Source organism: Bacillus sp. FSL H8-0534, from assembly GCF_038005885.1.
In the GTDB taxonomy this organism is placed as follows: Bacteria; Bacillota; Bacilli; order Bacillales; family Bacillaceae_G; genus Bacillus_A; species Bacillus_A pseudomycoides.
Genome location: NZ_JBBOUC010000001.1, coordinates 3238839 through 3265012, shown reverse-complemented (window position 1 = coordinate 3265012; position 26174 = coordinate 3238839). Strand labels below are relative to the sequence as shown.

General features: G+C 37.1%; 20 protein-coding genes. 6 read left to right on the top strand and 14 right to left on the bottom strand.

The window, feature by feature from the left end; translation table 11 throughout:
• Window positions 1-237 precede the first annotated feature (237 nt).
• The 5 genes from MHH71_RS16725 to MHH71_RS16705 form a co-directional block, all read right to left on the bottom strand.
• Entirely contained in the window at window positions 238-1128 is an 891-nt protein-coding gene (locus MHH71_RS16725; protein ID WP_006096680.1) for a helix-turn-helix domain-containing protein, read from the bottom strand.
• A 711-nt stretch (window positions 1129-1839) separates the two neighbouring features.
• Window positions 1840-2442, bottom strand: coding sequence for a response regulator transcription factor (locus MHH71_RS16720; RefSeq protein ID WP_033799264.1), 603 nt, complete (start codon window positions 2440-2442; stop codon window positions 1840-1842).
• Window positions 2439-3566 carry a sensor histidine kinase gene (locus MHH71_RS16715; RefSeq protein WP_006096682.1) on the bottom strand — a complete coding sequence of 376 codons (1128 nt, stop codon included), beginning with the start codon at window positions 3564-3566 and terminating at the stop codon, window positions 2439-2441. Before MHH71_RS16715 ends, MHH71_RS16720 begins: the two co-directional genes overlap by 4 nt.
• Window position 3567: 1 nt before the next feature.
• Window positions 3568-4302 (bottom strand): ABC transporter permease, encoded by a 735-nt coding sequence (locus MHH71_RS16710; RefSeq protein ID WP_018764904.1) that lies wholly within the window; start codon window positions 4300-4302, stop codon window positions 3568-3570.
• A complete protein-coding gene (locus MHH71_RS16705) occupies window positions 4299-5201 on the bottom strand; it encodes an ABC transporter ATP-binding protein (protein ID WP_006096684.1) in 903 nt (300 codons plus the stop codon). Before MHH71_RS16705 ends, MHH71_RS16710 begins: the two co-directional genes overlap by 4 nt.
• A gap of 171 nt (window positions 5202-5372) precedes the next feature.
• Between MHH71_RS16705 and map the strand changes: the two genes are divergently transcribed.
• Window positions 5373-6170, top strand: coding sequence for a type I methionyl aminopeptidase (gene map, locus MHH71_RS16700; protein ID WP_097814687.1), 798 nt, complete (start codon window positions 5373-5375; stop codon window positions 6168-6170).
• A gap of 439 nt (window positions 6171-6609) precedes the next feature.
• Window positions 6610-8010 (top strand): M28 family metallopeptidase, encoded by a 1401-nt coding sequence (locus MHH71_RS16695; protein WP_078211620.1) that lies wholly within the window; start codon window positions 6610-6612, stop codon window positions 8008-8010.
• Window positions 8011-8113: 103 nt separating this feature from the next.
• Here the strand turns inward: MHH71_RS16695 and MHH71_RS16690 are convergent, their stop codons facing one another.
• From MHH71_RS16690 to MHH71_RS16675, 4 genes are all read right to left on the bottom strand, one after another.
• On the bottom strand, window positions 8114-8284 hold the full coding sequence (locus tag MHH71_RS16690; RefSeq protein WP_157753633.1) for a hypothetical protein: 171 nt from the start codon (window positions 8282-8284) through the stop codon (window positions 8114-8116).
• A 148-nt stretch (window positions 8285-8432) separates the two neighbouring features.
• Window positions 8433-12305 carry a Cna B-type domain-containing protein gene (locus MHH71_RS16685; RefSeq protein WP_340724457.1) on the bottom strand — a complete coding sequence of 1291 codons (3873 nt, stop codon included), beginning with the start codon at window positions 12303-12305 and terminating at the stop codon, window positions 8433-8435.
• Between the two features lie 1689 nt (window positions 12306-13994).
• Entirely contained in the window at window positions 13995-15665 is a 1671-nt protein-coding gene (argS, locus tag MHH71_RS16680) for an arginine--tRNA ligase (RefSeq protein ID WP_003202452.1), read from the bottom strand.
• A complete protein-coding gene (locus MHH71_RS16675) occupies window positions 15665-16102 on the bottom strand; it encodes a DUF1934 domain-containing protein (protein ID WP_016112723.1) in 438 nt (145 codons plus the stop codon). The genes argS and MHH71_RS16675 overlap by 1 nt, the downstream gene beginning before the upstream one ends.
• Window positions 16103-16305: 203 nt before the next feature.
• Between MHH71_RS16675 and MHH71_RS16670 the strand changes: the two genes are divergently transcribed.
• Window positions 16306-17292: a S66 family peptidase gene (locus MHH71_RS16670; protein ID WP_006096690.1), complete on the top strand. Its 987-nt coding sequence runs from the start codon at window positions 16306-16308 to the stop codon at window positions 17290-17292.
• Between the two features lie 26 nt (window positions 17293-17318).
• Here the strand turns inward: MHH71_RS16670 and MHH71_RS16665 are convergent, their stop codons facing one another.
• Window positions 17319-17681: a YxeA family protein gene (locus MHH71_RS16665; protein ID WP_033799265.1), complete on the bottom strand. Its 363-nt coding sequence runs from the start codon at window positions 17679-17681 to the stop codon at window positions 17319-17321.
• A 225-nt stretch (window positions 17682-17906) separates the two neighbouring features.
• Between MHH71_RS16665 and MHH71_RS16660 the strand changes: the two genes are divergently transcribed.
• A complete protein-coding gene (locus MHH71_RS16660) occupies window positions 17907-18944 on the top strand; it encodes a PTS sugar transporter subunit IIC (RefSeq protein ID WP_003209243.1) in 1038 nt (345 codons plus the stop codon).
• A gap of 358 nt (window positions 18945-19302) precedes the next feature.
• Here MHH71_RS16660 and speB read toward each other — a convergent pair whose 3' ends face one another.
• From speB to MHH71_RS16640, 4 genes are all read right to left on the bottom strand, one after another.
• Entirely contained in the window at window positions 19303-20175 is an 873-nt protein-coding gene (gene speB / locus MHH71_RS16655; RefSeq protein WP_003209245.1) for an agmatinase, read from the bottom strand.
• A 318-nt stretch (window positions 20176-20493) separates the two neighbouring features.
• Complete coding sequence (speE, locus tag MHH71_RS16650) at window positions 20494-21321, bottom strand: spermidine synthase (RefSeq protein ID WP_003202439.1); 828 nt, start codon at window positions 21319-21321, stop codon at window positions 20494-20496.
• Between the two features lie 186 nt (window positions 21322-21507).
• Complete coding sequence (locus MHH71_RS16645; protein WP_006096692.1) at window positions 21508-22671, bottom strand: MFS transporter; 1164 nt, start codon at window positions 22669-22671, stop codon at window positions 21508-21510.
• 5 nt (window positions 22672-22676) lie between these two features.
• Entirely contained in the window at window positions 22677-23084 is a 408-nt protein-coding gene (locus MHH71_RS16640; RefSeq protein ID WP_018764893.1) for a MerR family transcriptional regulator, read from the bottom strand.
• A 151-nt stretch (window positions 23085-23235) separates the two neighbouring features.
• Between MHH71_RS16640 and MHH71_RS16635 the strand changes: the two genes are divergently transcribed.
• Window positions 23236-23961 (top strand): glycerophosphodiester phosphodiesterase, encoded by a 726-nt coding sequence (locus MHH71_RS16635; RefSeq protein ID WP_006096695.1) that lies wholly within the window; start codon window positions 23236-23238, stop codon window positions 23959-23961.
• An 85-nt stretch (window positions 23962-24046) separates the two neighbouring features.
• Complete coding sequence (locus tag MHH71_RS16630; RefSeq protein ID WP_018782392.1) at window positions 24047-26098, top strand: transglycosylase domain-containing protein; 2052 nt, start codon at window positions 24047-24049, stop codon at window positions 26096-26098.
• Window positions 26099-26174 lie beyond the last annotated feature (76 nt).

Genomic DNA, 26174 nt, shown 5'->3' with positions numbered 1-26174 from the left:
AAATATATCATGAAATAATTTCTTTTAAAAATGCAATTATGCATATTCTCTTATGGTTTCATTATTTAAAAATATAAAATGAAACTTCCATCAGTGGGAGTACTCTTCATTCCGCACTGATTGTTAGCCCTCACCGACTGGGCTTTTACGGGCAGTTATCGTCCACCTATCTTCCTCTTTTCTCTTTTAATCTTGAAGTGGGGGAATTACTGTCCACGAATAGCGGGATCAATTTAATTAGCTAGAGAATATTGTCTGTTCATTACGATCAGCTAATCCCATTTTTGCTAATAATATCTCTTTGTTAGAATGTAAATCTAGTAAATCAAAAAAGAATAAAGCCTTTTCATAAACAACTGTAATTTCACTTGGTGGATAAATTAATTTCTCTAAGCACTCTCCCTTTTGATAATACAGTTGCCCAAGAAGCTGCATACTCCCAATAAGTCGCGACGTTTCAATTGCTTTATCTACTTGCTGAAGCGACTTTGCATATTCATTATTTAAACATAAAGCTTTCGCATAATTATATCGAACCTTAACAACAAAATCTTGATCACTCTGCAATGACTCCAGCTGTTGTAAAATATCTTGAAATAATGTAATAGCTTTTTCTAAATGGTTATTTTCTGCATAAATAATAGCAATCGAATTTTCGATATATAAATTTTGAAACACATCTACCCCACCATATTGCCGATGGATTATATTTTTCAGCTCTGAGATGCAGTATTCAAAATTGACTTTCTTTAAAGCATAAGAAGATAAATGATAATACCATAGAAGAAATTGCTTAAATTCAGGATGACATTCTTCTTTCTTTAACTCCTCTGAAACAATTTTATGAATTTCATCATACTGCTTCTTCTTACACAATAATTGAATTTGATTCTTAAACTTTTTCTTTCTTTCGAGGTCAGAATAAAGAAGAACCTCATAAAAATGAATAATGGGAACCCTTAGCTTTGCTGCAATCCCTTGCAGTATATCCATACTTGGATATACCGTTCCTGACTCAATCCTGCTTACCTCTGATTGATGACATATATTCTCAGACAACTGCTTTTGTGTTAAACCTCTTAACATTCTAATTTTCTTTATTTCAGCTCCCAGCTTTTCTGCGTGCATAATAGCTCACCATCCCATTACAGAAATCTAACTTTTCAAGTTGTCATACCACTACAATAATAGTTTTCCGGCACTTTTAAACATGAAATATTGCATAATATATATCATTTAGCACACTTTTCTTATAAATCATCTTATACACATACAAGACTCCAAATGTTAGAGATGAATAATATAAAAGTTGCTAGTATATTCCTTACTTCTGTTCTATTCTATCCCTTATCATGTAGCAGCAATTATCGTGCCCCAAAAATTAATAACAATGAAGTGAACATTGAAGTTACTCAACCTAGCTTGATAATTAGTAAATAAACTGAACCACAAAACGTAACAATAGGAAATATTGCTAAAAATACTTAAAAGATGAAGTACAAGCGGTTAACGCGTAACAAAAACAAGTTACCACTGAAAAGATGTTGAATTTCAACCTACAAGAAAATCAAACCGAAGTATGTCTTTCCCAATCATATAAAAATGATGAAATATATGACCAAGACATCATTGCTCAAGTAGATAAACATGGGGTAATTAAGACAATTAGTGGTAAAGTTACCCAAAATCTAGAACAGCAACCTAATCTTACTATAACAAATTTTTTGTCGAAAAATGAAGTAAAATCTATATTATGTCACAGACTTTACATTTTAGTGATAGAGGTTCAAAAAAAAGAATAAAAAGATGTTTACCACTATAACCGGTAAACATCTTTTTTCATATCCAGCCCTTTTCTTCCGCAATCGCAATTGCTTCAATTCGGTTTTTCGCATTTAATTTTGTTAACACATCTGAAATATAATTCCGTACAGTACCAGATGAAAGATACAGTGTCTTGGCAATTTCATTTGCTGTTTTTCCTTCTTTCGCTAACAAAAGTACTTCTTTCTCACGATCTGATAACGGATTTTGCTCTTGCCATAGTCCAAACATTAATTCAGGGGAAATCTCTCGTTTCCCTTGCATCACATTGCGAATCGCTGCCGCTAAATCTTCACTTGGGCTATCCTTTAATAAATATCCATGAACTCCTGCTTTCATTGCTCTTTCAAAATAACCTGGACGTGCGAATGTTGTTAAAATCATTACTTTGCATAGTAATTTTTTCTTTTGCAATTCCTCTGCAACATCTAAACCACTTTGAATCGGCATTTCAATATCCATAATACTTATATCTGGCTGCAACTTTTCAATTAATTTTAAAGCTTCTTCACCATTCTCCGCCTGCCCTACCACTTCAATGTCGTCTTCTAAATCAAGCAGAGCTCCGAGCGCTCCCCTAAGCATTCGTTGATCCTCAGCAATGATGATTCTAATCATGCTCTCACCTCATCTTTTCCTGTCCTAATTACAATTGGAACCTTCACCGTTAACATCGTCCCAGGATGCGTTTCATCTAGTTCAAGTGCTCCATCAATAAGTGCAAGCCGTTCTTTCATACCTAAAATGCCATTCCCATCATGACTTTGTGCTTGTAATCCTACTCCATTATCTTTCACCTGCAAAATCAGTTCTCCTTGCGTTTCAAATAAGGAAACCATACATTCCGTCGCCTTACTATGCTTTACAACGTTCGTTACCGCTTCTCGCAAGCACATACCTACAATATTTTGCTCAAGTGGTGATAATGCACCAGAACTTGCTTTCTGCTTTACCTCTAGTGAAATATTAGCAGCTTGCAGGATAGCCTTTATTTGCTCAAGCTCTTCTTCCACAGTAATCATCCGCATATCGGAAATCAATTCACGCAATTGCTTTAAGGCTGTGCGCGATGTTTGCGTAATCTCCTTCGCTTCTATACTTGCACGCTCTGGTTTTTTTACAATCAGCTTCTCAACAAGCTGGCTTTTTAAAGTAATGAGGGATAACGTATGTCCTAAAGTATCGTGAAGGTCTCTGGCGATTCGCTGACGTTCTTCACGTTTTACTAGATCTTTAATTTGTTCGTTTGCTTCACTTAACTGGTTCCTTAACACCTTTTTTTGATTAAAACTACGCATAGCAAAAGGCATCAGAAGCATCATAATAAACATTGGTACAGCACCTAAAAAAGATGTCAACGAAAAATCATTTCTGTATACAAATATGAATGTGATAACGGTTAGTACTAATAAAGAAAATAGTATTCGGAATGATTTCTTTGTAGGTGCAAATGCTATTGCATTTGCAGTAAAAAAGCCTAAATAAATAAGATATGGATTATAAAAAAAACCTAACACAAATGCGATGATCATTTGTATACATGCCCACATCATAAATGTCTTTTGCACAAAATAAAGTTGTCGGTATGCCAAAACAAAGATTACTAGCATACCGCTTCCTAACAATAGTTTCCAACCAGTTTCTTGTAGTAATGTGTAGATTGGAAACGCTAAATATACAAGCCATATATACGGGAAGAATCCCATATGTTTCGGAAAAATCTCAAACTTCTTCTCTATCATGTTATACCGCTTCCTGTCTTTTTCTTATATATATTGATATTACAACAAATATAAGGAAATAACCTCCTAAAATCGCGATATTCTCCCATCCTATAGATTTCCCCGCTACAATATCCCATGCCCCGCTTCCGAAGTGATATGTTGGTGTCCACTCTCCAATTGTTCTTAGCACTTTCGGAAACACTTCAATCGGCATCCATAAACCGCCTAGTACTGCTAAACTCATATTTAAAATGTTTGCGAGACCAGAAGCTGCATCTGCTTTCTTAATTGAACCTACAATCGTTCCAAGTGCTAAAAACGGCGTCACACCTATTAATAGCCATAATCCAGCACCAATCCATTGCCCGATCGTTAATTCCACGTTATTGATTAGCATACCTGCAATAAAGATCACAAGTATTGAAAAAGCATTTACCACTGTTTGAGAAATAATTTTAGCTGTTAAATATGCTCCCTCTGGAAGTGGTGTAATTTTCAAAAGATGTGTCCATCCCTGCCCTTTTTCTTGAGAAAGTCTCACACCAAAGCTAAAAAGTGCTGTTCCTACAATACTGAAAGTAGCCATCGAAATTAAATAGTGCGCTTTCCAAGCATCTCCGTTCTGCGGTACTTGAATGACATTTGTAAAAATGTAATAAAACAGAACTGGCATTAATAATGAGAAAAAGATAAATAATTTATTGCGAAACGTACGTAAGATTTCTATTTTACATTGCATCCATAAGGCTTTCATACAATTCCCTCCTTCTGATTTGCGACAAACTGTTCAAACGCTTCATCAAGACTTCCTCGTTCAACTGAGATATCTGTAACAGGTAAATTCTCTTTATAAATTGCTTGCAACGTAGCATCCGTATCATCTGTTGTGAGAATAACACGCGGTTCATGAAACTGTACTGCTGTAACATGCGGTAACCCCTTCAGCAAGTCTGTTGGAATTTTTTCTTTTGTGTAAAATGAAATGGTTTTTCGAGAAATCGTTGCTTTCATTTCCTCTGGAGTTCCATCAGCAATGATTTCTCCGTTTGCAAATAGTAAAATTCGATCTGCTAACGCATCTGCTTCTTCTAAATAATGCGTTGTCAAAATAATCGTTTTCCCTTCACTCGCTAGCTTTCGAATCGTTTCCCAGAAAGCCTTTCTAGATGTAATGTCCATTCCTACAGTCGGTTCATCTAAAAATAATAAATCTGGGTTTCCAGCAAGTGCGAGTGCAAAGTTTAATCTTCTTTTTTGACCACCTGATAATTTTTCACAACGCTGCCTTTTTTCCGATTCTAAATTTGATAACTGAAGTAATGTTTCTTTTGCAACTGGATTCGTATAATAGCTGCGAAATAGATCAATTGCTTCCTCCACTGATATACTATCGATAACACTCACCTCTTGTAGCATTGCACCGAGGCGATTACGAACTGCTCGCTGCTTGGGACTCTTTCCAAATATAGAAACACTTCCTTCTGATGGATCCTTTAATCCAAGCATCATTGAGATTGTTGTTGTTTTCCCTGCACCGTTTGGCCCAAGAAGTGCAACAATCTGCCCCTTCTCTACATGAAATGAAACGTTATTTACAGCCTTTTTATGTTTAAATGTTTTTGAAACACCATTTACTTCAATAATCTTTTCCATCTTGCCACCTCCACTGTTCCTTATATTTACATTGTATAAATTGGAAGAGCTGGAAAACAGTAAAATACGTCATGATATGAATATGACAATTGTCATGAAGTTCCTATGAAACTCATCAAAGCTCCTTAAAAAGTATACTAACCGTACGCCAGTAGCAGGACAAAAATAAACATGATACAATCGTGTAAGATATATATTCGAGGAAGGACAGTGGTTTTTTTTATGATCATCCGTAATGAGAAGGATTTAAAAGGTTTACGAAAAATCGGCCGCGTTGTTGCGCTTGCACGCGAAGAGATGAAAAAACAAGCAAAGCCAGGTATGACAACGAAAGAGCTTGATTTGATCGGTAAAAAAGTATTAGATGAGCACGGTGCTATTTCTGCACCTGAAAAAGAATATGATTTCCCAGGTGTAACTTGTATTAGTGTAAATGAAGAAGTTGCACACGGTATTCCAAAAGATCAAGTATTAAAAGAAGGCGACTTAGTAAATGTTGATGTATCTGCGGCACTTGACGGTTATTATGCAGATACAGGTATCTCTTTTGTTCTTGGGCAAGATGAAGAAAAAGAAAAACTTTGCCAAGCAGCAGTAGATGCATTTTGGGCAGCAATGAAAAAAGTAAAAGCTGGTTCGAAACAAAACCAAATCGGTCGTGCAGTTTCTAACTTTGCTCATAAAAATGGCTATGCCGTTATCCAAAACTTAACAGGGCATGGCATCGGTCTTAGCTTACACGAAGCACCAAATCACATTCTAAGCTACTACGATCCAATGGATAATGCACTTCTTAAAGATGGTCTTGTTATCGCTGTAGAACCTTTCATTTCTATGAAGGCTGACCATATTATTGAACGCGGCGATGACGGTTGGACATTTGTAACACCAGATAAAAGCCTTGTTGCACAATGTGAACATACAGTCGTCGTAACACGCGGTGAGCCGATTATTTTAACTGAACTGTAAGGGATAAAAGGAATGCAAGTGGCATTCCTTTTTCTATACAAAAAAAAGAGAAATCACACTGATTTCTCTTCTTTTCATATGGATGCCTTACATCTAATGATAATTATCATGAAATGTGGAAACATGACAATTATCATGTTCAAAAGGTTCAAGCATGAGAAAAAGAAATCTCACCATAGATTTCTTTTTCTCTACATATTCTAAAGCTTGGGTACACTAGACATGCAATTTAGGGGCTTTCAAAACAAGAAAGCGAACCTTTGTCTAAAATAATAGCACATACATCCTCTCTAAAAATATGCATATATGCATATGAAATGATTCTACTTTTATTTCTCAACTTGAATTAATTGAAAATACAAAAAACAGGAGATAGAATAGAGTCGTTATCCGTCTTCTTTTGTCAGTCAGATAGAATAGAAGAATAGGAGAGGAATATATGAAGAGAGCATTGAAACAAAAAATAGTAAGCTCTTTACTTGCTGCAACACTCGCTGTCAGCTTAGCTCCAATTGGACAAGCAAAAGCTGATTCCCCGCCAGAAACGATCAAAACTCCACCTATTACAGGGCAAGTTAATGCTAACCGTGCAATCGAACACGTCCGTTTTTTATCAGAAACAATTGGCCCGCGCCCTGGTGGAACACAATCAGAAAAATGGGCTTCTCGCTATGTTGGGATGAAATTACAGTCAATGGGATATGAAGTAGAATATCAGCCATTTGCTGTACCCGATCAATATGTAGGATTTATTGATTCTCCTTTATCACGTTCAAAAAATTGGCAAGCAGGCGCCGCCCCAAACGCTTTAATTTCTACTGAGGCTGTCACCGCTCCTCTTATTTTTGTGCCGAATGGGACAAAATTAGAGGAGATTCCAAATGAAGTAAACGGAAAAATTGTCTTATTTGAAAGAGGTGCAACAGTAGCAGACTACAACAAACAAGTAGAAAATGCCGTTGCAAAGGGTGCAAAAGGCGTTCTCTTATATAGCCTAATTGGCGGCCGCGGCAACTATGGCCAAACTTTCAATCCAAGATTAACGAAAAAACAGTCCATCCCTGTATTTGGTCTTGCTTATGCACAAGGTAATGCCTTCAAAGAAGAATTAGCAAAAAAGGGAAGTACAATCCTTTCTTTAAAAGCACGACATGAATCAAACTTACAATCTCTAAATGTTATCGCGAAAAAGAAACCGAAAAAGAGCACTGGAAATGAGAAAGCTGTTATTGTAAGTTCACATTATGACAGCGTTGCTGGGGCACCAGGAGCAAATGATAACGCTTCTGGAACAGGGTTAGTATTAGAACTAGCTCGCGCATTTCAAAATGTAGAAACTGACAAAGAAAACCAATTTATTGCTTTCGGTTCAGAGGAAATGGGGTTGCTTGGTTCAGAGCACTACGTTGACAACTTATCTCAAAAAGAACGCGATCGTATTCTAGGCGTTTTTAATGCTGATATGGTTGCTACAAACTATGATAAAGCAAAAAATTTATATGCAATGACGCCAGATGGTTCTACGAATCTTGTAACAGACGCAGCATTAAATGCTGGGAAACAATTAAATAATGATCTTGTTCTGCAAGGAAAGTTTGGTTCTAGTGACCATGTGCCATTCGCTTACGCTGGCATCCCTGCCGCTCTATTCATCTGGATGGGAGTAGATAGTTGGGATCCACTCATCTATCATATTGAAAAGGTATACCATACGCCGCAAGATAACGTTCTAGAAAACATCTCACCTGAACGTATGAAAATGGCTTTAGATGTCATTGGCACTGGTGTTTATGATGTTCTGCAAAAACCGGCGGTACAAACAGGGCAGAAAGCTGCTTAATTATCACCAAAGCCACTCACTCCAAAGTGGTGGCTTTTTTGTAAAAAAATAAAATAAATATGCATAAAAGCATATTTATTTCAAGGTATTATCATGTATAATACTAAATATAACGATAAACAAATATAACAATAATGATTATACTTGATAAGAAGGCATTTCTATTATTAAAAAAAACGATTCTTGTAGGTGTATTAACTTTTGCTGGACAGGAGCTACTGCTGCCACCATTCAAGAACAAAGCTTCACAAAATACTATTTCTAATTTCGCCATAGAAAAACCCCCTTCAGGTTGCATTCTTCCCTTCACTTTATCGTGAAGTTTTTTTGAATATCTACCTAAAGGGAGTAATATCAATAGTAATTTTTTAATTTGTCTGCTACTCAGATTACAGTGTAATCAATAATCTAAAGCTTTTTTATTATTTTATTCGTTGTCGAGTGAATAGAATTCCACCTAAAACGAATAATATCATACCTGCAACGATTGAAATCATTTCCGCTGATATTCCTCCTGTATTAGGAAGCATTGATGTCGGCTTATCATTTTCTTCAGTAGGTGGAACTTTTGAATCGTTATTTGTGTTTGGATCTTCTGGATCTTCTGGATCTTTTGGATCTTTTGGATCTTTTGGATCTACACCTGTTTCGTCTTTGATTTTTGTATTCGTGATGTCATAACCTTTTACTTCGGATTGATATCCATCTACCGGTTGTTCTTTCACTTCATACTTATATGCCTTACCTTCGGCATCATATGCCGCTAAGTCTGTAAATGCATATTTCCAACCGCTTGCTTCACTTACTTCTTGTGTCGCAAGCACTTTGCCATTTTGTAGTAAGTCTACTTTGATCATTGCCGGACGATCTTTCGCATTATCGTCTTTCCATGTCTTCGTTCCTTCTACTTTTGTTTGGCTTACTTTTGTATTCGTGATGTCATAACCTTTTACTTCGGATTGATATCCATTTACCGGTTGTTCTTTCACTTCATACTTGTATGCCTTTCCTTCGGCATCGTATGCCGCTAAATCTGTAAATGCATATTTCCAACCGCTTGCTTCGCTTACTTCTTGCGTTGCAATCACTTTACCATTTTGTAGTAGGTCTACTTTGATCATTGCCGGACGATCTTTCGCATTATCGTCTTTCCATGTCTTCGTTCCTTCTACTTTTGTTTGGCTTACTTTTGTATTCGTGATGTCATAACCTTTTACTTCGGATTGATATCCATTTACCGGTTGTTCTTTCACTTCATACTTGTATGCCTTTCCTTCGGCATCGTATGCCGCTAAATCTGTAAATGCATATTTCCAACCGCTTGCTTCGCTTACTTCTTGCGTTGCAATCACTTTACCATTTTGTAGTAGGTCTACTTTGATCATTGCCGGACGATCTTTCGCATTATCGTCTTTCCATGTCTTCGTTCCTTCTACTTTTGTTTGGCTTACTTTTGTATTCGTGATGTCATAACCTTTTACTTCGGATTGATATCCATTTACCGGTTGTTCTTTCACTTCATACTTGTATGCCTTTCCTTCGGCATCGTATGCCGCTAAATCTGTAAATGCATATTTCCAACCGCTTGCTTCGCTTACTTCTTGCGTTGCAATCACTTTACCATTTTGTAGTAGGTCTACTTTGATCATTGCCGGACGATCTTTCGCATTATCGTCTTTCCATGTCTTCGTTCCTTCTACTTTTGTTTGGCTTACTTTTGTATTCGTGATGTCATAACCTTTTACTTCGGATTGATATCCATTTACCGGTTGTTCTTTCACTTCATACTTGTATGCCTTTCCTTCGGCATCGTATGCCGCTAAATCTGTAAATGCATATTTCCAACCGCTTGCTGCGCTCACTTCTTGCGTTGCGATTACTTTATTATTTTGTAGTAGGTCTACTTTGATTGTTTCTGGACGTCCTTCACCATTTCCGTCCTTCCACGTCTTCGTTCCTTCTACTTTTGTTTGCGCCACTTTTGTATTTGTAATGTCATACCCTTTGACTTCTGATTGATATCCATCTACCGGTTGTTCTTTTACTTCATACTTATATGCTTTTCCTTCAGCATCGTATGCCGCTAAGTCTGTAAATGCATATTTCCAATCGCTTGCTTCACTTACTTCTTGTGTCGCAAGCACTTTGCCATTTTGTAGTAAGTCTACTTTGATCATTGCCGGACGATCTTTCGCATTGTCGTCTTTCCATGTCTTCGTTCCTTCTACTTTTGTTTGGCTTACTTTTGTATTCGTGATGTCATAACCTTTTACTTCGGATTGATATCCATCTACCGGTTGTTCTTTCACTTCATACTTATATGTCTTACCTTCGGCATCATATGCCGCTAAGTCTGTAAACGCATATTTCCAACCTGTTGCTTCGCTTACTTCTTGCGTCGCAATCACTTTACCATTTTGTAGTAGGTCTACTTTGATCATTGCTGGACGATCTTTCGCATTGTCGTCTTTCCATGTCTTCGTTCCTTCTACTTTTGTTTGGCTTACTTTTGTATTCGTGATGTCATAACCTTTTACTTCGGATTGATATCCATCTACCGGTTGTTCTTTTACTTCATACTTATATGCTTTTCCTTCGGCGTCGTATACCGCTAGATCTTTGAATTCATACTTCCAACCTTTTTCCGCTGTTACTTCTTGTGTTGCGATTACTTGGTCGTTTTGTAGTAATTCTACTTTGATCGTCTTCGGACGATCTGGTGCGTTATCGTCTTTCCATGTTTTCGTTCCTTCTACCTTTGTTGTTTGTACCACTTTTGTATTCGTAATATCATAACCATTTACTTCTGTTTGATATCCATCTACCGGTTGTTCTTTTACTTCATACTTATACGCCTTACCTTCGGCATCATATGCCGCTAAATCTTTGAATTCATATTTCCAACCGCTTGCTTCTGTTACTTCTTGCGTTGCGATCACTTTATCATTTTGTAGTAAGTCGACTTTAATTGTTTTCGGACGATCTTTCGTATTATCGCCTTTCCATGTTTTTGTTCCTGCAATGGATGTAGTTTTCACTTTATTTGGAATTGGCAACTTAACTCCATTTACAACACCTGATTTAACTTCGAAACTTACTTTTGCTTGAGGATCGAAATCAACATAGTCTGGAGCTGAAACCTCTTGCACATAATATTTACCTGGTTGTAAATTAGGAATTTCGATTATACCTTGCCCATCTGTTGTATATACATCTCCAACTTGTTCACCCGACTCTTTATACAACTTAAATGAAACATTCGGTATGAATTTATCTTCATTCCCTTCAAGATACTTAACAATTTTTAGCGTTCCTTTTGAAGGCAAGTCACCTTCAGCACCACCGCCAGCTGTCATATTTTCGACTGGGTAACTACCCGATTCAGTAACTGGGTCTTTGTGCAGAACTTGGTAATCAATCGTATAATCATTCTTAAAAAACTCTTGCTTCTTTCCGGCTTCCGTTATAGTAGATGTATAACCAATCGAAAAGGAGGCAAGACGTGCTTTATCCTTATAAAGCACAACTTTAAATGATTTGTCACCAGTAAAGGTAATCGTTCCGTAACGTTGCTTTTCAAACTCTTGTAGAGTTAAAGATCGACGACCTATATAATCATCAATAATTATATAGAAACTATCCTTATTAAGTGTTTGACCTTCCTGTAAATTATCAGTCACAACAATATCGCGACTTAACTCTTCTTTATTTAAGTTTATATTCAAGAACCAACGTACTTCATTGTCCTTACCTGAGTTCATATCACCAGTTTTATAAAAAAACGGTGGCTTTCCAGGATCTGTACCACCACCACCGCTTGGGCCGGTAATTGTTACAGATTGCTTATCTACATTTGTACCGAAATTGGTTTCAATCTCTTTCTTTTGATCCGTTCCTACATTAGCGGCTTCCACGTAAAAGTTTAAATACCCTTTAATATTTTGATGTGTACTCACTCTATCATTAAATGTACATACCACAGTACCTGCAGTGACTTTACAAGTACCATAGTCATCTAATAGAAACTCTCTATCTAATCCTTTTAATTCTGGAGGCAGCGTTAATGTTAGTGTATCTCCAGGCTTCAGCCTAAGTCCATTTTTTTCACTGAAGTTTACAGTTACTTTAGTCCGTTCTGTGGTCTGTAGATTTGTTTTACCAATCTGAAAACTATCCACAAACCCTGCTGTATTTAACTCTTGTGCATTTGCTACTATACCTAAAAAACTCTGACCTATAGTAAACATAAAAATCATTATAATCGAAAAAATCGAAGTTATTCTTTTTAAATACATGCTTTATGTTATCCTCCCTATAAAATTAAATGTTGCTAGATTCTGGTACAAACATACTATGACAAAGATTCTATTATTCAATGTCATTAAGCTATTTTATTTAAATATGTTTGATAGCTATTATCATCTTTTTCTCTTTTTTCAACTCTTCTATTGTTTAGAAACTTGAAATTTGCTTTTTATATAGATTCATCTAATTTCTCCCACATGTCTAAACTGTGTTATTTCTGGTCTATATTGTTTACCAAAAATAGATAAGGGAAAGGACAAGCTTTGATAAAGGAATTCCAATTACAAATACACATGAATGGGCCATAGAACAACTTCAGAGTCAGGAGAAGACAATTCAACAAGCATTCACGATAAAACTCATGACAGTCATTCGTCTTATTATGCCGTAGAGTTTCCTAAATTTCTTCATATCTAGCGCAAACGATTGCTCCATACGCAAAAAATTTTAGTGTGAGCAAGTATAGACGAGCTACTTCACAGCAAATATGCATTTGGTCAACCCCCATAATTATCCTCATAAAGAATAACAAGAAGTACAGCGTATAATCGAATTTAGCACCCCAGCCGAAGAGAGTTATGGCTTTGAAACGTGCTAGGATACTCGTATTCTAAAGGATGTCATTGAAGATATGTCTTCGTTTTCTGTCATCATGAGTCGAAGTGAAATTAGCCATATGTTAAAACGTTTTATGTTTCGTTGCACAACTGAACTACACACCGAAACAATCAGACAAGAAATGTTCCAATATAAACGCTATATGATTAAAAATGCTCCGGACGAAGTATTTTGCCTATGAAGATAAAAGTCATATTCTCCAAATCTGAATACAGTGGAACGAATTTGGGGGTAAATAAAAAAGAGTGTACTGGGCAACTAATTTCATGTGAATCGTGCAGAAATATGAAATTCAGCCTTTTCATTTTTGGAGTCTATAAATGAGTGTCGAGAAAAAGTAATTTGCCTAATGGATCTATGGCTATGTCGAAGAATTAAAATGAACTTATACATACATTTCACTTACTCGCTAAGAAGAGTTAGCTTTTCTAGGGCGACATTACATTTTAATATCGAGAGATTTATATATATAAGTGATGATAATATCAAAATCGAGAGATTTATATCCTTTCATTATTTTTATCAAATCATGAAAACTTTAGTTGGACTATATGTACTATTTTAGACATAAAATCCCTAGTTTTTGACTAGGTTGGAAGTTTTCAAGATTAATTACTAATTGTGTAGATACTCGGTTAGATGAAGTGTTAGTTTAGTATTTGGCATAGTTGTAACAATATCATTTATAACAATCACACCATTTACTGGTAACATTTCATCTACTAATACTACATGTATAGCTTTTTGATAATTTTACCCCCGACAACCTATTATTCTAGAATTGTTCTAAAAAATCAATAGTTAATTGATGTTTTTCTATTTTCACTTCATCACCATAACATATATTTAGAGTAGAAAACTGAAACAGAAAAAGAGATAGCTTTGCTATCTCTTTTTCTGCCCAGCTTCCCCTCATCAAGCCGTACGTGAGGTTCTCCCCCATACGGCTTTTCGATGGTCTGCTTTCTTTGCCATCTAATCAGTCTATAGACTGATCAGATGTTTTTTTATCAACCTGTATATCACTTTTAAACAAAAATAAGCATCTTTTCTTTTGCCTATTACATTTTCTCAGGTGCAGATACACCAACTAATGCTAATGCATTTTGAAGTGTAATGCGTACTGCACGCATTAAGTCGTAACGAGCTTTACTTAATTCTAAGTTATCTGGGTTTAATACTTTTTCTGCATTGTAGAAGCTATGAAGCGCTGCTGCTAATTCAAACGCATAGTTTGTAATGCGGTGTGGCAGACGTTTTTGCGCTGCTTCTGCAACTGCTGCTGGGAATTCACCCAGTTTTTTCAGTAAGTCTACTTCTTTTTCAGAAGCAACAAGTTTGTAATTGATATCTCCACCTGCAGTTAATCCAAGTTCTTCACCTTGACGAAGGATACTGCATACACGTGCATGAGCATATTGTGCATAGTATACAGGGTTTTCGTTAGATTTTGATACCGCTAAATCCATATCAAAGTCTAAGTGAGAGTCACCGCTGCGCATTGCAAAGAAGTAACGCATTGCGTCCACGCCTACTTCTTCCATTAGCTCACGAAGTGTAACAGCTTTACCTGTACGCTTACTCATTTTTACTTTTTCACCGTTTTGGTATAGTTGTACCATTTGGATGATTTCTACTTCTAACGTCTCTTTATCGTAACCAAGCGCTTGAATCGCTGCTTTCATACGAGGAATGTAACCGTGGTGGTCAGCGCCCCAAATGTTGATTAATTTATCAAATCCACGCTCTAATTTATCACGGTGATACGCGATATCTGGCGTTAAGTATGTGTAAGAACCATCATTTTTAATTAATACGCGGTTTTTATCATCACCATAAGTCATAGAACGGAACCAAGTTGCTCCGTCTTCTTCAAATATTTCATCGCGCTCTTTTAATACCGCAAGAGCTTGATCAATTTTTCCATTTTTGTATAGTGATGTTTCAGAGAACCATACGTCAAACTTAACACGGAAGCTTTCTAAGTCTTTTTGAAGTTTTGCTAATTCGTATTTCAAACCGTACTCACGGTAGAATTCATAGCTTTCTTTCTCATCAGCTTTTGCATAACGATCGCCAAACTCTTCAGCTAAGCGTTGTCCGATTCCGATGATATCCGCACCATGGTATCCATCTTCTGGCATTTCTTTTTCTAGCCCTAATGCTTGCATGTAACGAGCTTCGACAGAAAGCGCTAAATTATGAATTTGGTTACCAGCGTCATTAATGTAGTATTCACGAGATACATCGTATCCTGCTTTTGCTAATACGTTGCATAATGTGTCACCTACTGCCGCACCACGTGCATGTCCTAAGTGAAGGTCACCTGTTGGGTTTGCAGATACGAACTCAACTTGTACTTTTTCACCTTTACCAGTGTTTGTTTCACCATAATTCGTGCCAGCTGTAACAATTACCGGAATTAAGTCTGTTAAATAGCTATTATCCATATAGAAGTTAATAAAACCAGGACCAGCAATTTCAATCTTTTCAATAGAAGCTTTTGCTTTATCGAAGTTTGCAATTAATTCCTCTGCAATCATACGAGGAGCTTTTTTTGCTACGCGTGCAAGCTGCATCGCCATGTTTGTAGAGAAATCACCATGCGTTTTATCTTTTGGAGATTCTAATACAACGTTTGGAATTTGTTCTTCTGTTGCTAACTCTGCTTTTAATACGGCAGCTTTAATTTCTTCTTTAATCAATTCTTTTACTTGTTCTAAAGAGTTCATTATTTTGCCTCCTTCAAATTAATCGTAATTGTATATCGGCCCGCTTCTTGTTCACTTAGAAGCAATGCGTACGTTAAAAAGAGTTGTCCTTTTTTCTTCTCGTCCGACCATTTAAAAAGAACGTTATCAGTTTTCGTTTGCAATGCAAACGTACCAAGTTCACTCGTATACGTACCAGTTGTCCATTCACCTTTCGCATGCGTCTGACGCATAGAAACAGCACCTGAACGCATAATGAGAACTTGTTCACCTTGAATTTTAATGATTGTCTTTACTTCGCCTTGTTCGTTCGGCTCTTGAAACGTTACATATGTACCTTGACCTTTTACATAGTATTGACCATTTGCCTCAAAAGCAACGGTCTCCTTTCGTGCCCCTTCACGGATTTCTGTTACGAAATGAACGTGTACTGGCAAGCCTGCAAGTTGTTTCTCCACGTCTTGCACACCTTTCAATATGTTATAGATATTAAATAAACTTTATAATAAATCACTTTTCCTATCATATCAAAAAAAACCTATGTCTGTCTGCTGAAAAATCAGGAAAACCCTGTTTCGAAAAAACAATTTATAAAGATCTATCTCCTATGATAAAATGTCTTTTAAATCTAAATTTTCTTTCATTAAAAGGAGTGCTCCAAATGATACCACCAAAGTTAAAACAAGGTGATGAAATTCGAGTCATTTCACCTTCTTGTAGTTTAAGTATTGTCTCAGATTATAATCGTGAGCTTGCTATGAAACGAATAGTAGATATGGGATTTCGTGTTACATTTTCAAAAAACGCTGAAGAAATTGATCGTTTTGCTTCTTCTTCCGTTTCTTCTCGAGTTCAAGACCTCCATGAAGCTTTCGCAGACTCCAATGTAAAAGCAATCTTAACAACACTTGGAGGATATAATTCCAATGGGCTACTAAACCATATAAATTACGACTTAATTCGTAGCAATCCAAAAATTTTATGTGGTTATTCTGATATTACAGCTCTAGGCAATGCAATTTATGCAAAGACTGGTCTTATTACATATTCAGGTCCTCACTTTTCTTCTTTTGGAATGGAGACAGGGCTCGATTATACGATAGATTACTTTTTAAAATGCATGACTTCTGAAGAGCCAATAGAAATACAACCTGCTGAAACGTGGAGCGATGACTCTTGGTATATGGACCAAGAAAATCGCACTTTCTTCCAAAATGAAGGTTATATTTCCTTACATGAAGGTGAAATAGTTGGCGAAATTATTGGCGGTAATATGAGTACCTTTAATTTACTACAAGGCACAGCATATATGCCGAGCTTACGAGATAAAATATTATTTTTAGAAGAAGATGCTCTTACAGGAAAAGCTACAGTTAAGACTTTTGATCGTTACTTACACTCTCTCATCCAACAACCAGATTTTGAACATATAAAAGGTATTGTAATTGGAAGACTACAAAAAGGTTCTGAAGCTGTCATAGAAGATATTCAAGAAATGATTTATTCAAAACAAGAGCTTTCCCACATTCCTGTAATTGCAAATGCCAACTTTGGTCATACAACTCCAATCTTCACTTTCCCAATTGGCGGACGTGTAGAAATTGTTTCTACTCAAACAAACACATCGATTACAATTTTAAAACATTAAAAAAAGGAGCGAACAATTCGCTCCTTTTACACTTTCTGTAATTGTTTTAAGGCTTTTTCTGGAATTTCTTCTTTTGAAATTTCAGCCCAGCCTTTTCCTTGCATGCCCTTAGCATAAATTTTTATAAAAGCACCTGAATTTAGCTGACGATTCATGATCTTTTTAATCGTTTGTTGCTTTCCATCCTCTGTATACCCTTTGAATGTATACAAATATTCATCGTCTATTTTCTCACCCTTATTTATAACTGCGTAATAATCTTGTATTTCTTTATTTGAAAAGAAGTTATCGACAAAAGCCTCTACACCTTCTGTTTTTGATTGTAAATAATATGCCGTACCACCTAAAAGAATGGCAAAGACGACTAACACTTTTATTACCAATTTCATATATGGCCTCCTGTTTATTCTTATCAGTCACATATTTATATCTGTATTATACAGATAAGGGCATACTATATACTATTGAAATGTATTACACTTTCCTTACACTATTGTAAGGAAAGTGCTCGCAGTATTTTCCCAATAAAAAAATTTTCCGTTTAAACAACTTTTGTATTATTATTGAATAATACAAATTTTTATAAACAAAATTAAAAAGGGGACATTTTTCAAATGGCTATCTTGCAAGGTTTAGCACTACTACTCGTTGTACTTTTTCTTTTTACACTGTTTAGCTTTCGTGCTCCTTACGGAATGAAAGCAATGGGGGCCCTGGCTAATGCTGCAATCGCAAGCTTTCTTATTGAAGCATTTCATCGATACATCGGCGGCGAAATGTTTCATAACAACTTTTTACAATCGGTTGGACAAGCTTCCGGTAGTATGAGCGGTGTCGCGGCTGCTATTTTAGTAGCACTCGCAATTGGTGTATCTCCTGTATATGCTGTTTTAATCGGTATCGCCACTAGTGGATTTGGTATTTTACCAGGATTTTTTGCTGGATATGTATGCGCCTTTGTCGTTAAATTTCTAGAAAAGAAATTGCCAGCTGGTGTAGAATTTCTTGCCATTTTATTCGTTGCAGCACCACTTTCTCGCGGAATGGCTATGCTTATGGACCCCGTTGTAAATGCTACACTTGGAAAAATCGGCTCTATTATTTCAATCGCAACCACAGAAAGCCCAATTATTATGGGAATTATGCTTGGTGGACTCATAACAGTTATTTCTACATCTCCATTAAGCTCCATGGCGCTAACTGCTATGCTTGGATTAACAGGTTTACCAATGGCTATTGGTAGTCTTGCAGTAGCAGCCTCTGCTCCAATGAATTTTATTTTCTTTAAACGTTTAAAGATCTGCTCAAAGAAAGATACAATTGCTGTAGCAATTGAACCATTAACACAAGCCGATGTCGTAGCAGCAAATCCCATTCCAATCTATACGACAAACTTCGTGGGTGGTGCACTTGCTGGTATTATTACATCCTTATTCCAACTTGTGAACAATGCCCCCGGTACAGCATCACCAATTCCAGGACTCCTTGTTCTCTTTGGGTTCAACGATGTAATGAAAGTAGCCATTGCAGCTATATTATGTGGAATCGTGACCACAATTATTGGTTATATCGGAACAATTATTTTCCGTAAGTATCCAATTCGTTCCGCTGATGAAATTCGCGGAATCGCTTCGGAAGAAAAAGTTGCATAAGAAAAAGGAGCTAGTTCCATCAGGTTGGACTAGCTCCTTTTTTCTTATACGTTTTGTAAACGGATGTCGAATTTTGCAGAAGCGTCGATATATGGATGCTGCGAGCCGGCTTCCGCTTTTACTTTATCCAGCTACAGCGGCTAGAATGCTCGGTGGCTTCGCTTCTTCCTACGAGGCAAAAATACCTCTACGTCAGAAGCTCCATCCCCTCCCATTCTGAACGAGCCGCTTCCGCTTTTACTTCATCCAGCTGCGCCAGCTAGAATCTCTGGCCATTTCACACTCTCGGTCGAAGCCAAAAGCGCTTCTCGTTCGAGTGCTCCAATGACCTGCGATTCTGAGCAAACTGCCTCCGCTTTTACTTCACCCAACCAAGAAGCATTTCCCGCACGAATTTGCTTGCTGCGATTGGTGTTTGATCACTATGATCATAGACTGGAGCTACTTCTACTAAGTCTGCTCCAACTACTTTTATATTTGAATTTGCAATTGCTACGATGGAATCTAATAATTCTTTAGATGTGATACCACCAGCTTCTAGTGTTCCTGTTCCAGGAGCATGTGCTGGATCTAACACGTCAATGTCAATTGTGACATAAACTGGGCGTCCTGCAAGCTTTGGTAATACTTCTTTCAACGGTTCTAATACGTCAAATTTGTATAGGTTCATGCCCACTTCTTTTGCCCATTCGAATTCTTCTTTCATTCCAGAACGAATTCCGAAAGAATATACGTTTTCCGGACCAATTAAATCGCACACTTTACGGATGGGTGTAGAGTGAGATAAAGGCTCCCCTTCATATGACTCACGCAAATCAGTATGAGCATCCATATGAATGATTGCTAAATCCGGATATTTTTTTGCCATTGCCTTAAAAATTGGCCAAGACACTAGGTGCTCACCGCCAAGACCTAGTGGAAACTTACCGGCATCTAATAGTTTTGTTACATATTCTTCAATCATGTCTATACTGCGTTGTGGATTTCCGAATGGTAGCGGAATATCACCAGCATCAAAATATTTTACATCTTCTAGTTCACGATCTAAATATGGACTGTACTCTTCTAGTCCAATCGATACTTCACGAATACGTGCAGGACCAAAACGAGAGCCTGGACGGTAACTTACTGTCCAATCCATTGGCATCCCATAAATTACTGCCTCTGCATCTTCAAAACTTGGATGACTTTTAATAAATACTTTACCTGAATAAGCTTCATCAAAACGCATATTCTTTTCCTCCTTATGTGGAACTTAAGGTATCCCAACCTTTCATTATTTCTCAAATTTGGAGTGCTACACTCCTCTTTCTCGATTTACCTCAATCTTCTTTTAGCGATAGAAGATTATTTTATTATAATAGCGTCAGCAGCTAGCATGTCCGTTCTATCGCACACCTTGAATGAGCTGCTTCCGCTTTTCTTTTGTCCAGCTACAGCGGCTAGAACGCTCGGTGGCTTCGCTTCTTCCTACGAGGGCAAAAGACGCCTCTACGTCTGAAGCTCCATCCCCCTCCCATTCTGAACGAGCCGCTTCCGCTTTTAATTATTATTTAATTAAGTCTCCAACAAACTTCGGTAATACGAATGCTGCTTTATGCAGTTCTTTTGTGTAATATTTCGTTTCGATTTCGTGGAAACGCTCTTCGCTTACTTCTAATGGGTCATATTCTTTAGATCCAATTGTAAATGTCCACATTCCACTTGGGTATGTTGGGATATTCGCTGTGTATAAACGTGTAATTGGGAAGATTTCTTTTACGTCTTTAAACACAGTTGAAATTAATTCTGGTGTAAACCAAGGGTTATCCGTTTGAGCAACGAAAATCCCATCTGCTTTTAACGCTTTTGAAATTCCAGCGTAGAATCCTTTTGTAAATAAGTTTACTGCTGGGCCTACTGGCTCTGTAGAGTCAACCATAATTACATCGTACTCATTTTCGCTTTCTGCGATGTGTAGGAAACCGTCTCCTACTTTTACTTCAACACGCTCGTTATCTAACGCACCTGCAATTGATGGTAAGTACTGTTTAGAGTACTCGATTACTTTACCGTCGATTTCAACAAGTGTTGCTTTCTTTACGCTTGGGTGCTTTAATACTTCACGGATTACACCACCATCACCACCGCCAACAACTAATACGTTCTCAGGGTTTGGATGTGTAAATAAAGGTACGTGTGCCACCATTTCGTGATACACAAACTCGTCCTTCTCTGTTGTCATAACCATGCCATCTAAAATAAGCATGTTTCCGAACTCTTCTGTCTCAACCATATCAAGCTTTTGAAATTCTGTTTGCTCCGTATGTAATGTGCGGTTAATACGCGCCGTAATTCCAAAATGTTTTGTTTGTTTTTCAGTGAACCATAGTTCCATCGTACAATCACGCCTTTCATTGCAAATTTATAATAGGGACATCATTAATGTCCCCTAACAAAAATAAAACAAAACATACAAAATGTATAGTTAAAAGTACAAAAATACCGAAAATATATTTTGGTAAAAGTATTTTTATTCATATATTATTTAAACACTATATTTAACAACAAAGAAAACCCTTTCTTAAGAAAGGGTTTCTGATTCTAATTTAGAACCTTCTCGAACAGGAATCAAAATCATAACACAACCAACTAATACAACAATTCCCCCAACTAAAAATGGACTTTGCGGTGAAATCGCATGGCCGATAATTCCTGATAAAATTGGTGCAATTGCCCCGCCAAGCCAACGAACGAAATTGTATACACCGGACGTAATAGATCTTTCATAAGGTGAAATATCCATGACATAGCTTGTATATAAAGCGTTATTTAGTCCCGATGCTAATCCAGATAAGACGATAAGAACAATTTGTAACCACATAACTTTAACAAAAAATAATGCGATTAGCAGAATTGCAAATACAAGTAAGCTAAATCGTAACAATGCTTTCGGTTCATATTTCCCTTCTAATTTATGCGCTAATATTGCAGATCCATATGCTAAAGCAAGTCCCCAACCGCAAAATACGAAACCTAACTGAATTGCCGATAAATGCATAATAAGTGGTGAATATGCTAATACAACGAAAAATCCGTAATAATATAACATACCTGAAATTGCACCTTGCATAAACGGTTTATACTTAATAAGGTTAAGTAACTCCCCCACTCCAGCTGCTTTTCGCTGTACTTTTCGCTCCGGCTCTTTTACAAAAAAGAAAACAAGAATAAATGCTAATAAAATTAAAAGACTTGTCGCAAAAAATGGGTAACGCCAAGAATGTCCACCTAGTAGTCCTCCTAATAATGGTCCACCGGCCATCCCTAAACCAATCGCAGCTTCATATAAACCAACCGCTTCATGTACTTCTTTACTAAGAGCAATTAATAATGTCATCGCTGTTGCGAAAAACATCGCATTACCTAGCCCCCAGCCAGCACGGAAAAGAGATAACTGGGCAATCGTTTGTGATATACCACATATAAAAGCAAATACAGTTACAATTGATAAACCAATTGTCATCATTCTCTTATCACCAAACCGTGCTGCGAATAAACCAGCCGGTAGCATCATAATTGCCATCGTTAAAATATAAGCTGTAAATAACATCTCCACTTGCCAATGCGTTGCCCCTATCTTCTCAGCGATAATCGGCAATATAGGATCAACTACTCCGATGCCTGAAAAGGCAAGAAAAGTAGCCAGCACTGTAATCAATCTTCCCAATTTTTGTTTGCTCTCCATATTCATTACTCTCCTTTTGTGTCCTCCAAGAATTTACGTGCACGCCCTAAACTATTCTCTAATTCTGCTTTCACGCGCTCCATTTGTTTCATTTTTGTATCCAGCGTTTGCACTTGGTTCTCAAGCATATCCTTAATTTCTTGAATCACTTCACGGTCACGTGGATTGTCACTATTTCGTCTTTGTTCCATGCGTTCTTTTAATGATAAGAAATGCTGCATTTCTTGAAGTGTGATTCCTAATACTTCTTTCGCTTCTACAATCTTTTTAATACGTACAATATCTTCATCTGTATAAAGACGAATATTCCCTTCGCTACGCTCCGGCGGATAAATTAAACCAATTTCCTCATAATAACGAAGTGTACGTTTTGTTAATCCAACTTGCTTCGTTACCTCATCAATCTTATACATGTTTATTCCTCCCCTCATCACATTATTACACTTTACGTTAACGTTAACTTTTATGCAAGTGTTATACTTCTGTAAATGTTTGGCATATGGATTGTATTTTTCTCGTCGCAGTTTCATAATGGAAGAAATGAACTCATAAGGAGATTTTCAGATGAAAAAACCACTTATTTTTGCCCATCGCGGAGTTAAAGGAACACATCCGGAGAATACAATGATTGCTTTCCAAGAAGCAGAGCGTGTTGGTGCCCATGGCATTGAACTTGATGTTCACCTTTCGAAAGATGGTGAGATTGTTGTGATTCACGATGAAACTGTTGATCGCACAACAAGTGGAATTGGACTTGTTTCTGAAAAAACAGTAGTGGAATTACAGTCTCTTGATGCCGGTAGCCATAAAAACCCTTCTTTTCATGAAGCAAAGATTCCAACCTTACGCGAAGTATTCATTTGGCTCTCTACGACAAATTTACAACTTAATATTGAATTAAAAACAGACGTAATCCACTATCCAGGTATCGAAGAAAAGGTTGTCGACCTCGTTCGTGAATATCATCTTTCAAACCAAATTATATTCTCATCTTTTAACCATGATTCCGTTTCCCTACTCGCGGAAATTGCACCTGAAATTCCAAGAGCTATTTTATACGATGAACCACTCAGTGATCCAATTGCTGCAGCCAAGAAAAGGAAGGCGTCCGGATTACACCCAAATTTTCAGTTACTAACAAAAGAATTTGTGCAAACTGCACAGCAGCAAGGCTATGTTTTCCGTCCCTATACAATCAATGAAAATAAAGACTTACAAACAATGATCGATTACGGTGTAGATGTAATTATTACGGATTGGCCAATGCGCGCTTTTGAGCTTCTTTCTTAATTGAAAGGGCTCTTTTTCATTTTGTGTTTAAAATACGAAAAAACCCTCAATACTAATAAAAGTATACGATGAGGGGATGAAAAAGATGGATCAAACTGTGAATCCAAAACTGAAAAAATATAAACGTCTTTTCTTCACCGCACTTTTTTCATGCATTCTTTTTTTCGTTTTTTCGTTTTTTATCATCATCATAGTAGCAAAGATTATGGGGCCGCCTCCCATCGCTGTCCCGCAAACGAGCACCTTTTATGCCAATGATGATACTGTAATAGGACAAAGCAACGGGATGCAAAAGCGCTATAACGTATCTCTCGACCAAATCTCTCCTTATGTGAGAGAAGCGACACTCTCTATTGAAGACCAACGATTCTATGATCACCATGGCTTCGATATAAAAAGAATTGCTGGTGCAATCATTGCAGATATAAAAGCAATGGCAAAGGTCCAAGGTGCTAGTACGATTACGCAGCAATATGCCCGCAATCTATATTTAGATCATGATAAAACTTGGAAACGAAAAGCGTTAGAAGCAATATATACCATTCGTCTTGAGGTTAATTACAGCAAGAATCATATTTTAGAAGGATATTTAAATACGATTTATTACGGACACGGCGCTTATGGTATTGAAGCCGCTTCCCGTCTTTACTTTAATAAATCTGCTAGTGACTTGACATTAGCAGAGGCTAGTATGTTAGCTGGTATCCCAAAAGGCCCTAGCGTATATTCTCCCTATTTAAAGGAGGAACGAGCAAAAACAAGACAATCAATCATTTTAGATGAAATGGTAGAGCAGGGCTATATTACGAAAGGGCAATCTTCCTCTGCCAAAAAGGAAAAGCTTACATTTGCTTCATTAGAAACAAAAGAAGTCGCAGAAATAGCACCTTATTTCCAACACGCTGTACACTCCTCTCTCCTGCATGATATTGGACTCGATGAGCAAACATTACAGCGCGGTGGATTCCATATTTACACAACACTAGACCCAAAACTACAAACAATAGCCGAGCAATCTGTAAAAGATACGATTCCAGAAACAACTAATATACAAACGGCTCTTGTCTCAATGAATCCGAAAACAGGAGAAGTAGCAGCTCTTATTGGTGGAAAAGATTATAAAGAAAGTCAATTTAACCGAGCGATTCAGGCATCTCGCCAACCAGGATCCACCTTTAAACCTTTTTTATATTATGCTGCACTCGAAAAAGGATTTACACCAGCGACTCGCTTAAAAAGCGAATATACAGTATTTACATTAGGAGACGGTGTTTCTAAATATAAACCGAAAAATTATAAAGACTACTATGCCGATGATTTTGTGACGATGGCGCAAGCCCTTGCTGTATCAGATAACGTATATGCCGTGAAAACACATTTATTTTTAGGAGAGGACTCTTTAGCAAAAACCGCTAAGCAATTTGGGATTATAAGTTCATTAAAAGATGTACCATCCCTTGCCCTTGGTACGTCTCCTGTAAAACCAATTGAAATGGTAGGTGCGTACAGTATGTTTGCCAATGGGGGAAAACAAGTAAAACCAACCTTTATTCGCCGCGTTGTCGATCATGAAGGGAATATTTTATATGATGCACATTTAGAAAGTAAACAAGTGCTCGATAAAAATAATACGTTTGTAATGGAAGAAATGATGACAGGAATGTTCAATAAAAAACTAAGTGGGTATGCTTCTGTTACAGGACAATCCCTGCTTCCAAAACTATCACGTACGTATGCAGGAAAATCTGGTTCCACAGAAACAGATAGCTGGATGATCGGCTTCACTCCGCAAATAGTAACAGGTGTATGGGTCGGATACGATCAGCCAAAATCCATCACAAACCCAGCAGAACAAGGCTACGCAAAAAAAATATGGGCCGATACGATGGAAAAAGGACTAGAGGGTCAGCCTAAAAAGGAATTCAAGCAACCAAGTGATATTATTGCTGTAAATATCAATCCTGAAAATGGAAAAATCGCAACGAAAGGCTGTCCAGTTTCCGTGAAAATGTATTTTGCAAAAGGAACAGAACCGACTGAATACTGCATGGATCATATTGATGATAAAGAAGAATTCGAGAAGGCTAGCAAAGAGAAGAAAAAAGAGAGCTGGTGGAAAAAATACTTTCCATGGTAAATACTTATCTTATTTGTAGCATCAATATATCGGTGCTTCGACACAACATATCGACGTTCCGACAATATACGACATA

Excerpts from the sequence above, each read along its gene's own strand:
- MHH71_RS16725 (WP_006096680.1), bottom strand. The coding sequence starts at position 1,128 with ATGCACGCAGAAAAGCTGGGAGCTGAAATAAAGAAAATTAGAATGTTA.
- MHH71_RS16720 (WP_033799264.1), bottom strand. The coding sequence starts at position 2,442 with ATGATTAGAATCATCATTGCTGAGGATCAACGAATGCTTAGGGGAGCG.
- MHH71_RS16715 (WP_006096682.1), bottom strand. The coding sequence starts at position 3,566 with ATGATAGAGAAGAAGTTTGAGATTTTTCCGAAACATATGGGATTCTTC.
- MHH71_RS16710 (WP_018764904.1), bottom strand. The coding sequence starts at position 4,302 with ATGAAAGCCTTATGGATGCAATGTAAAATAGAAATCTTACGTACGTTT.
- MHH71_RS16705 (WP_006096684.1), bottom strand. The coding sequence starts at position 5,201 with ATGGAAAAGATTATTGAAGTAAATGGTGTTTCAAAAACATTTAAACAT.
- map (WP_097814687.1), top strand. The coding sequence starts at position 5,373 with ATGATACAATCGTGTAAGATATATATTCGAGGAAGGACAGTGGTTTTT.
- MHH71_RS16695 (WP_078211620.1), top strand. The coding sequence starts at position 6,610 with ATGAAGAGAGCATTGAAACAAAAAATAGTAAGCTCTTTACTTGCTGCA.
- MHH71_RS16690 (WP_157753633.1), bottom strand. The coding sequence starts at position 8,284 with ATGGCGAAATTAGAAATAGTATTTTGTGAAGCTTTGTTCTTGAATGGT.
- MHH71_RS16685 (WP_340724457.1), bottom strand. The coding sequence starts at position 12,305 with ATGTATTTAAAAAGAATAACTTCGATTTTTTCGATTATAATGATTTTT.
- argS (WP_003202452.1), bottom strand. The coding sequence starts at position 15,665 with ATGAACTCTTTAGAACAAGTAAAAGAATTGATTAAAGAAGAAATTAAA.
- MHH71_RS16670 (WP_006096690.1), top strand. The coding sequence starts at position 16,306 with ATGATACCACCAAAGTTAAAACAAGGTGATGAAATTCGAGTCATTTCA.
- MHH71_RS16665 (WP_033799265.1), bottom strand. The coding sequence starts at position 17,681 with ATGAAATTGGTAATAAAAGTGTTAGTCGTCTTTGCCATTCTTTTAGGT.
- MHH71_RS16660 (WP_003209243.1), top strand. The coding sequence starts at position 17,907 with ATGGCTATCTTGCAAGGTTTAGCACTACTACTCGTTGTACTTTTTCTT.
- speB (WP_003209245.1), bottom strand. The coding sequence starts at position 20,175 with ATGCGTTTTGATGAAGCTTATTCAGGTAAAGTATTTATTAAAAGTCAT.
- speE (WP_003202439.1), bottom strand. The coding sequence starts at position 21,321 with ATGGAACTATGGTTCACTGAAAAACAAACAAAACATTTTGGAATTACG.
- MHH71_RS16645 (WP_006096692.1), bottom strand. The coding sequence starts at position 22,671 with ATGGAGAGCAAACAAAAATTGGGAAGATTGATTACAGTGCTGGCTACT.
- MHH71_RS16640 (WP_018764893.1), bottom strand. The coding sequence starts at position 23,084 with ATGTATAAGATTGATGAGGTAACGAAGCAAGTTGGATTAACAAAACGT.
- MHH71_RS16635 (WP_006096695.1), top strand. The coding sequence starts at position 23,236 with ATGAAAAAACCACTTATTTTTGCCCATCGCGGAGTTAAAGGAACACAT.
- MHH71_RS16630 (WP_018782392.1), top strand. The coding sequence starts at position 24,047 with ATGGATCAAACTGTGAATCCAAAACTGAAAAAATATAAACGTCTTTTC.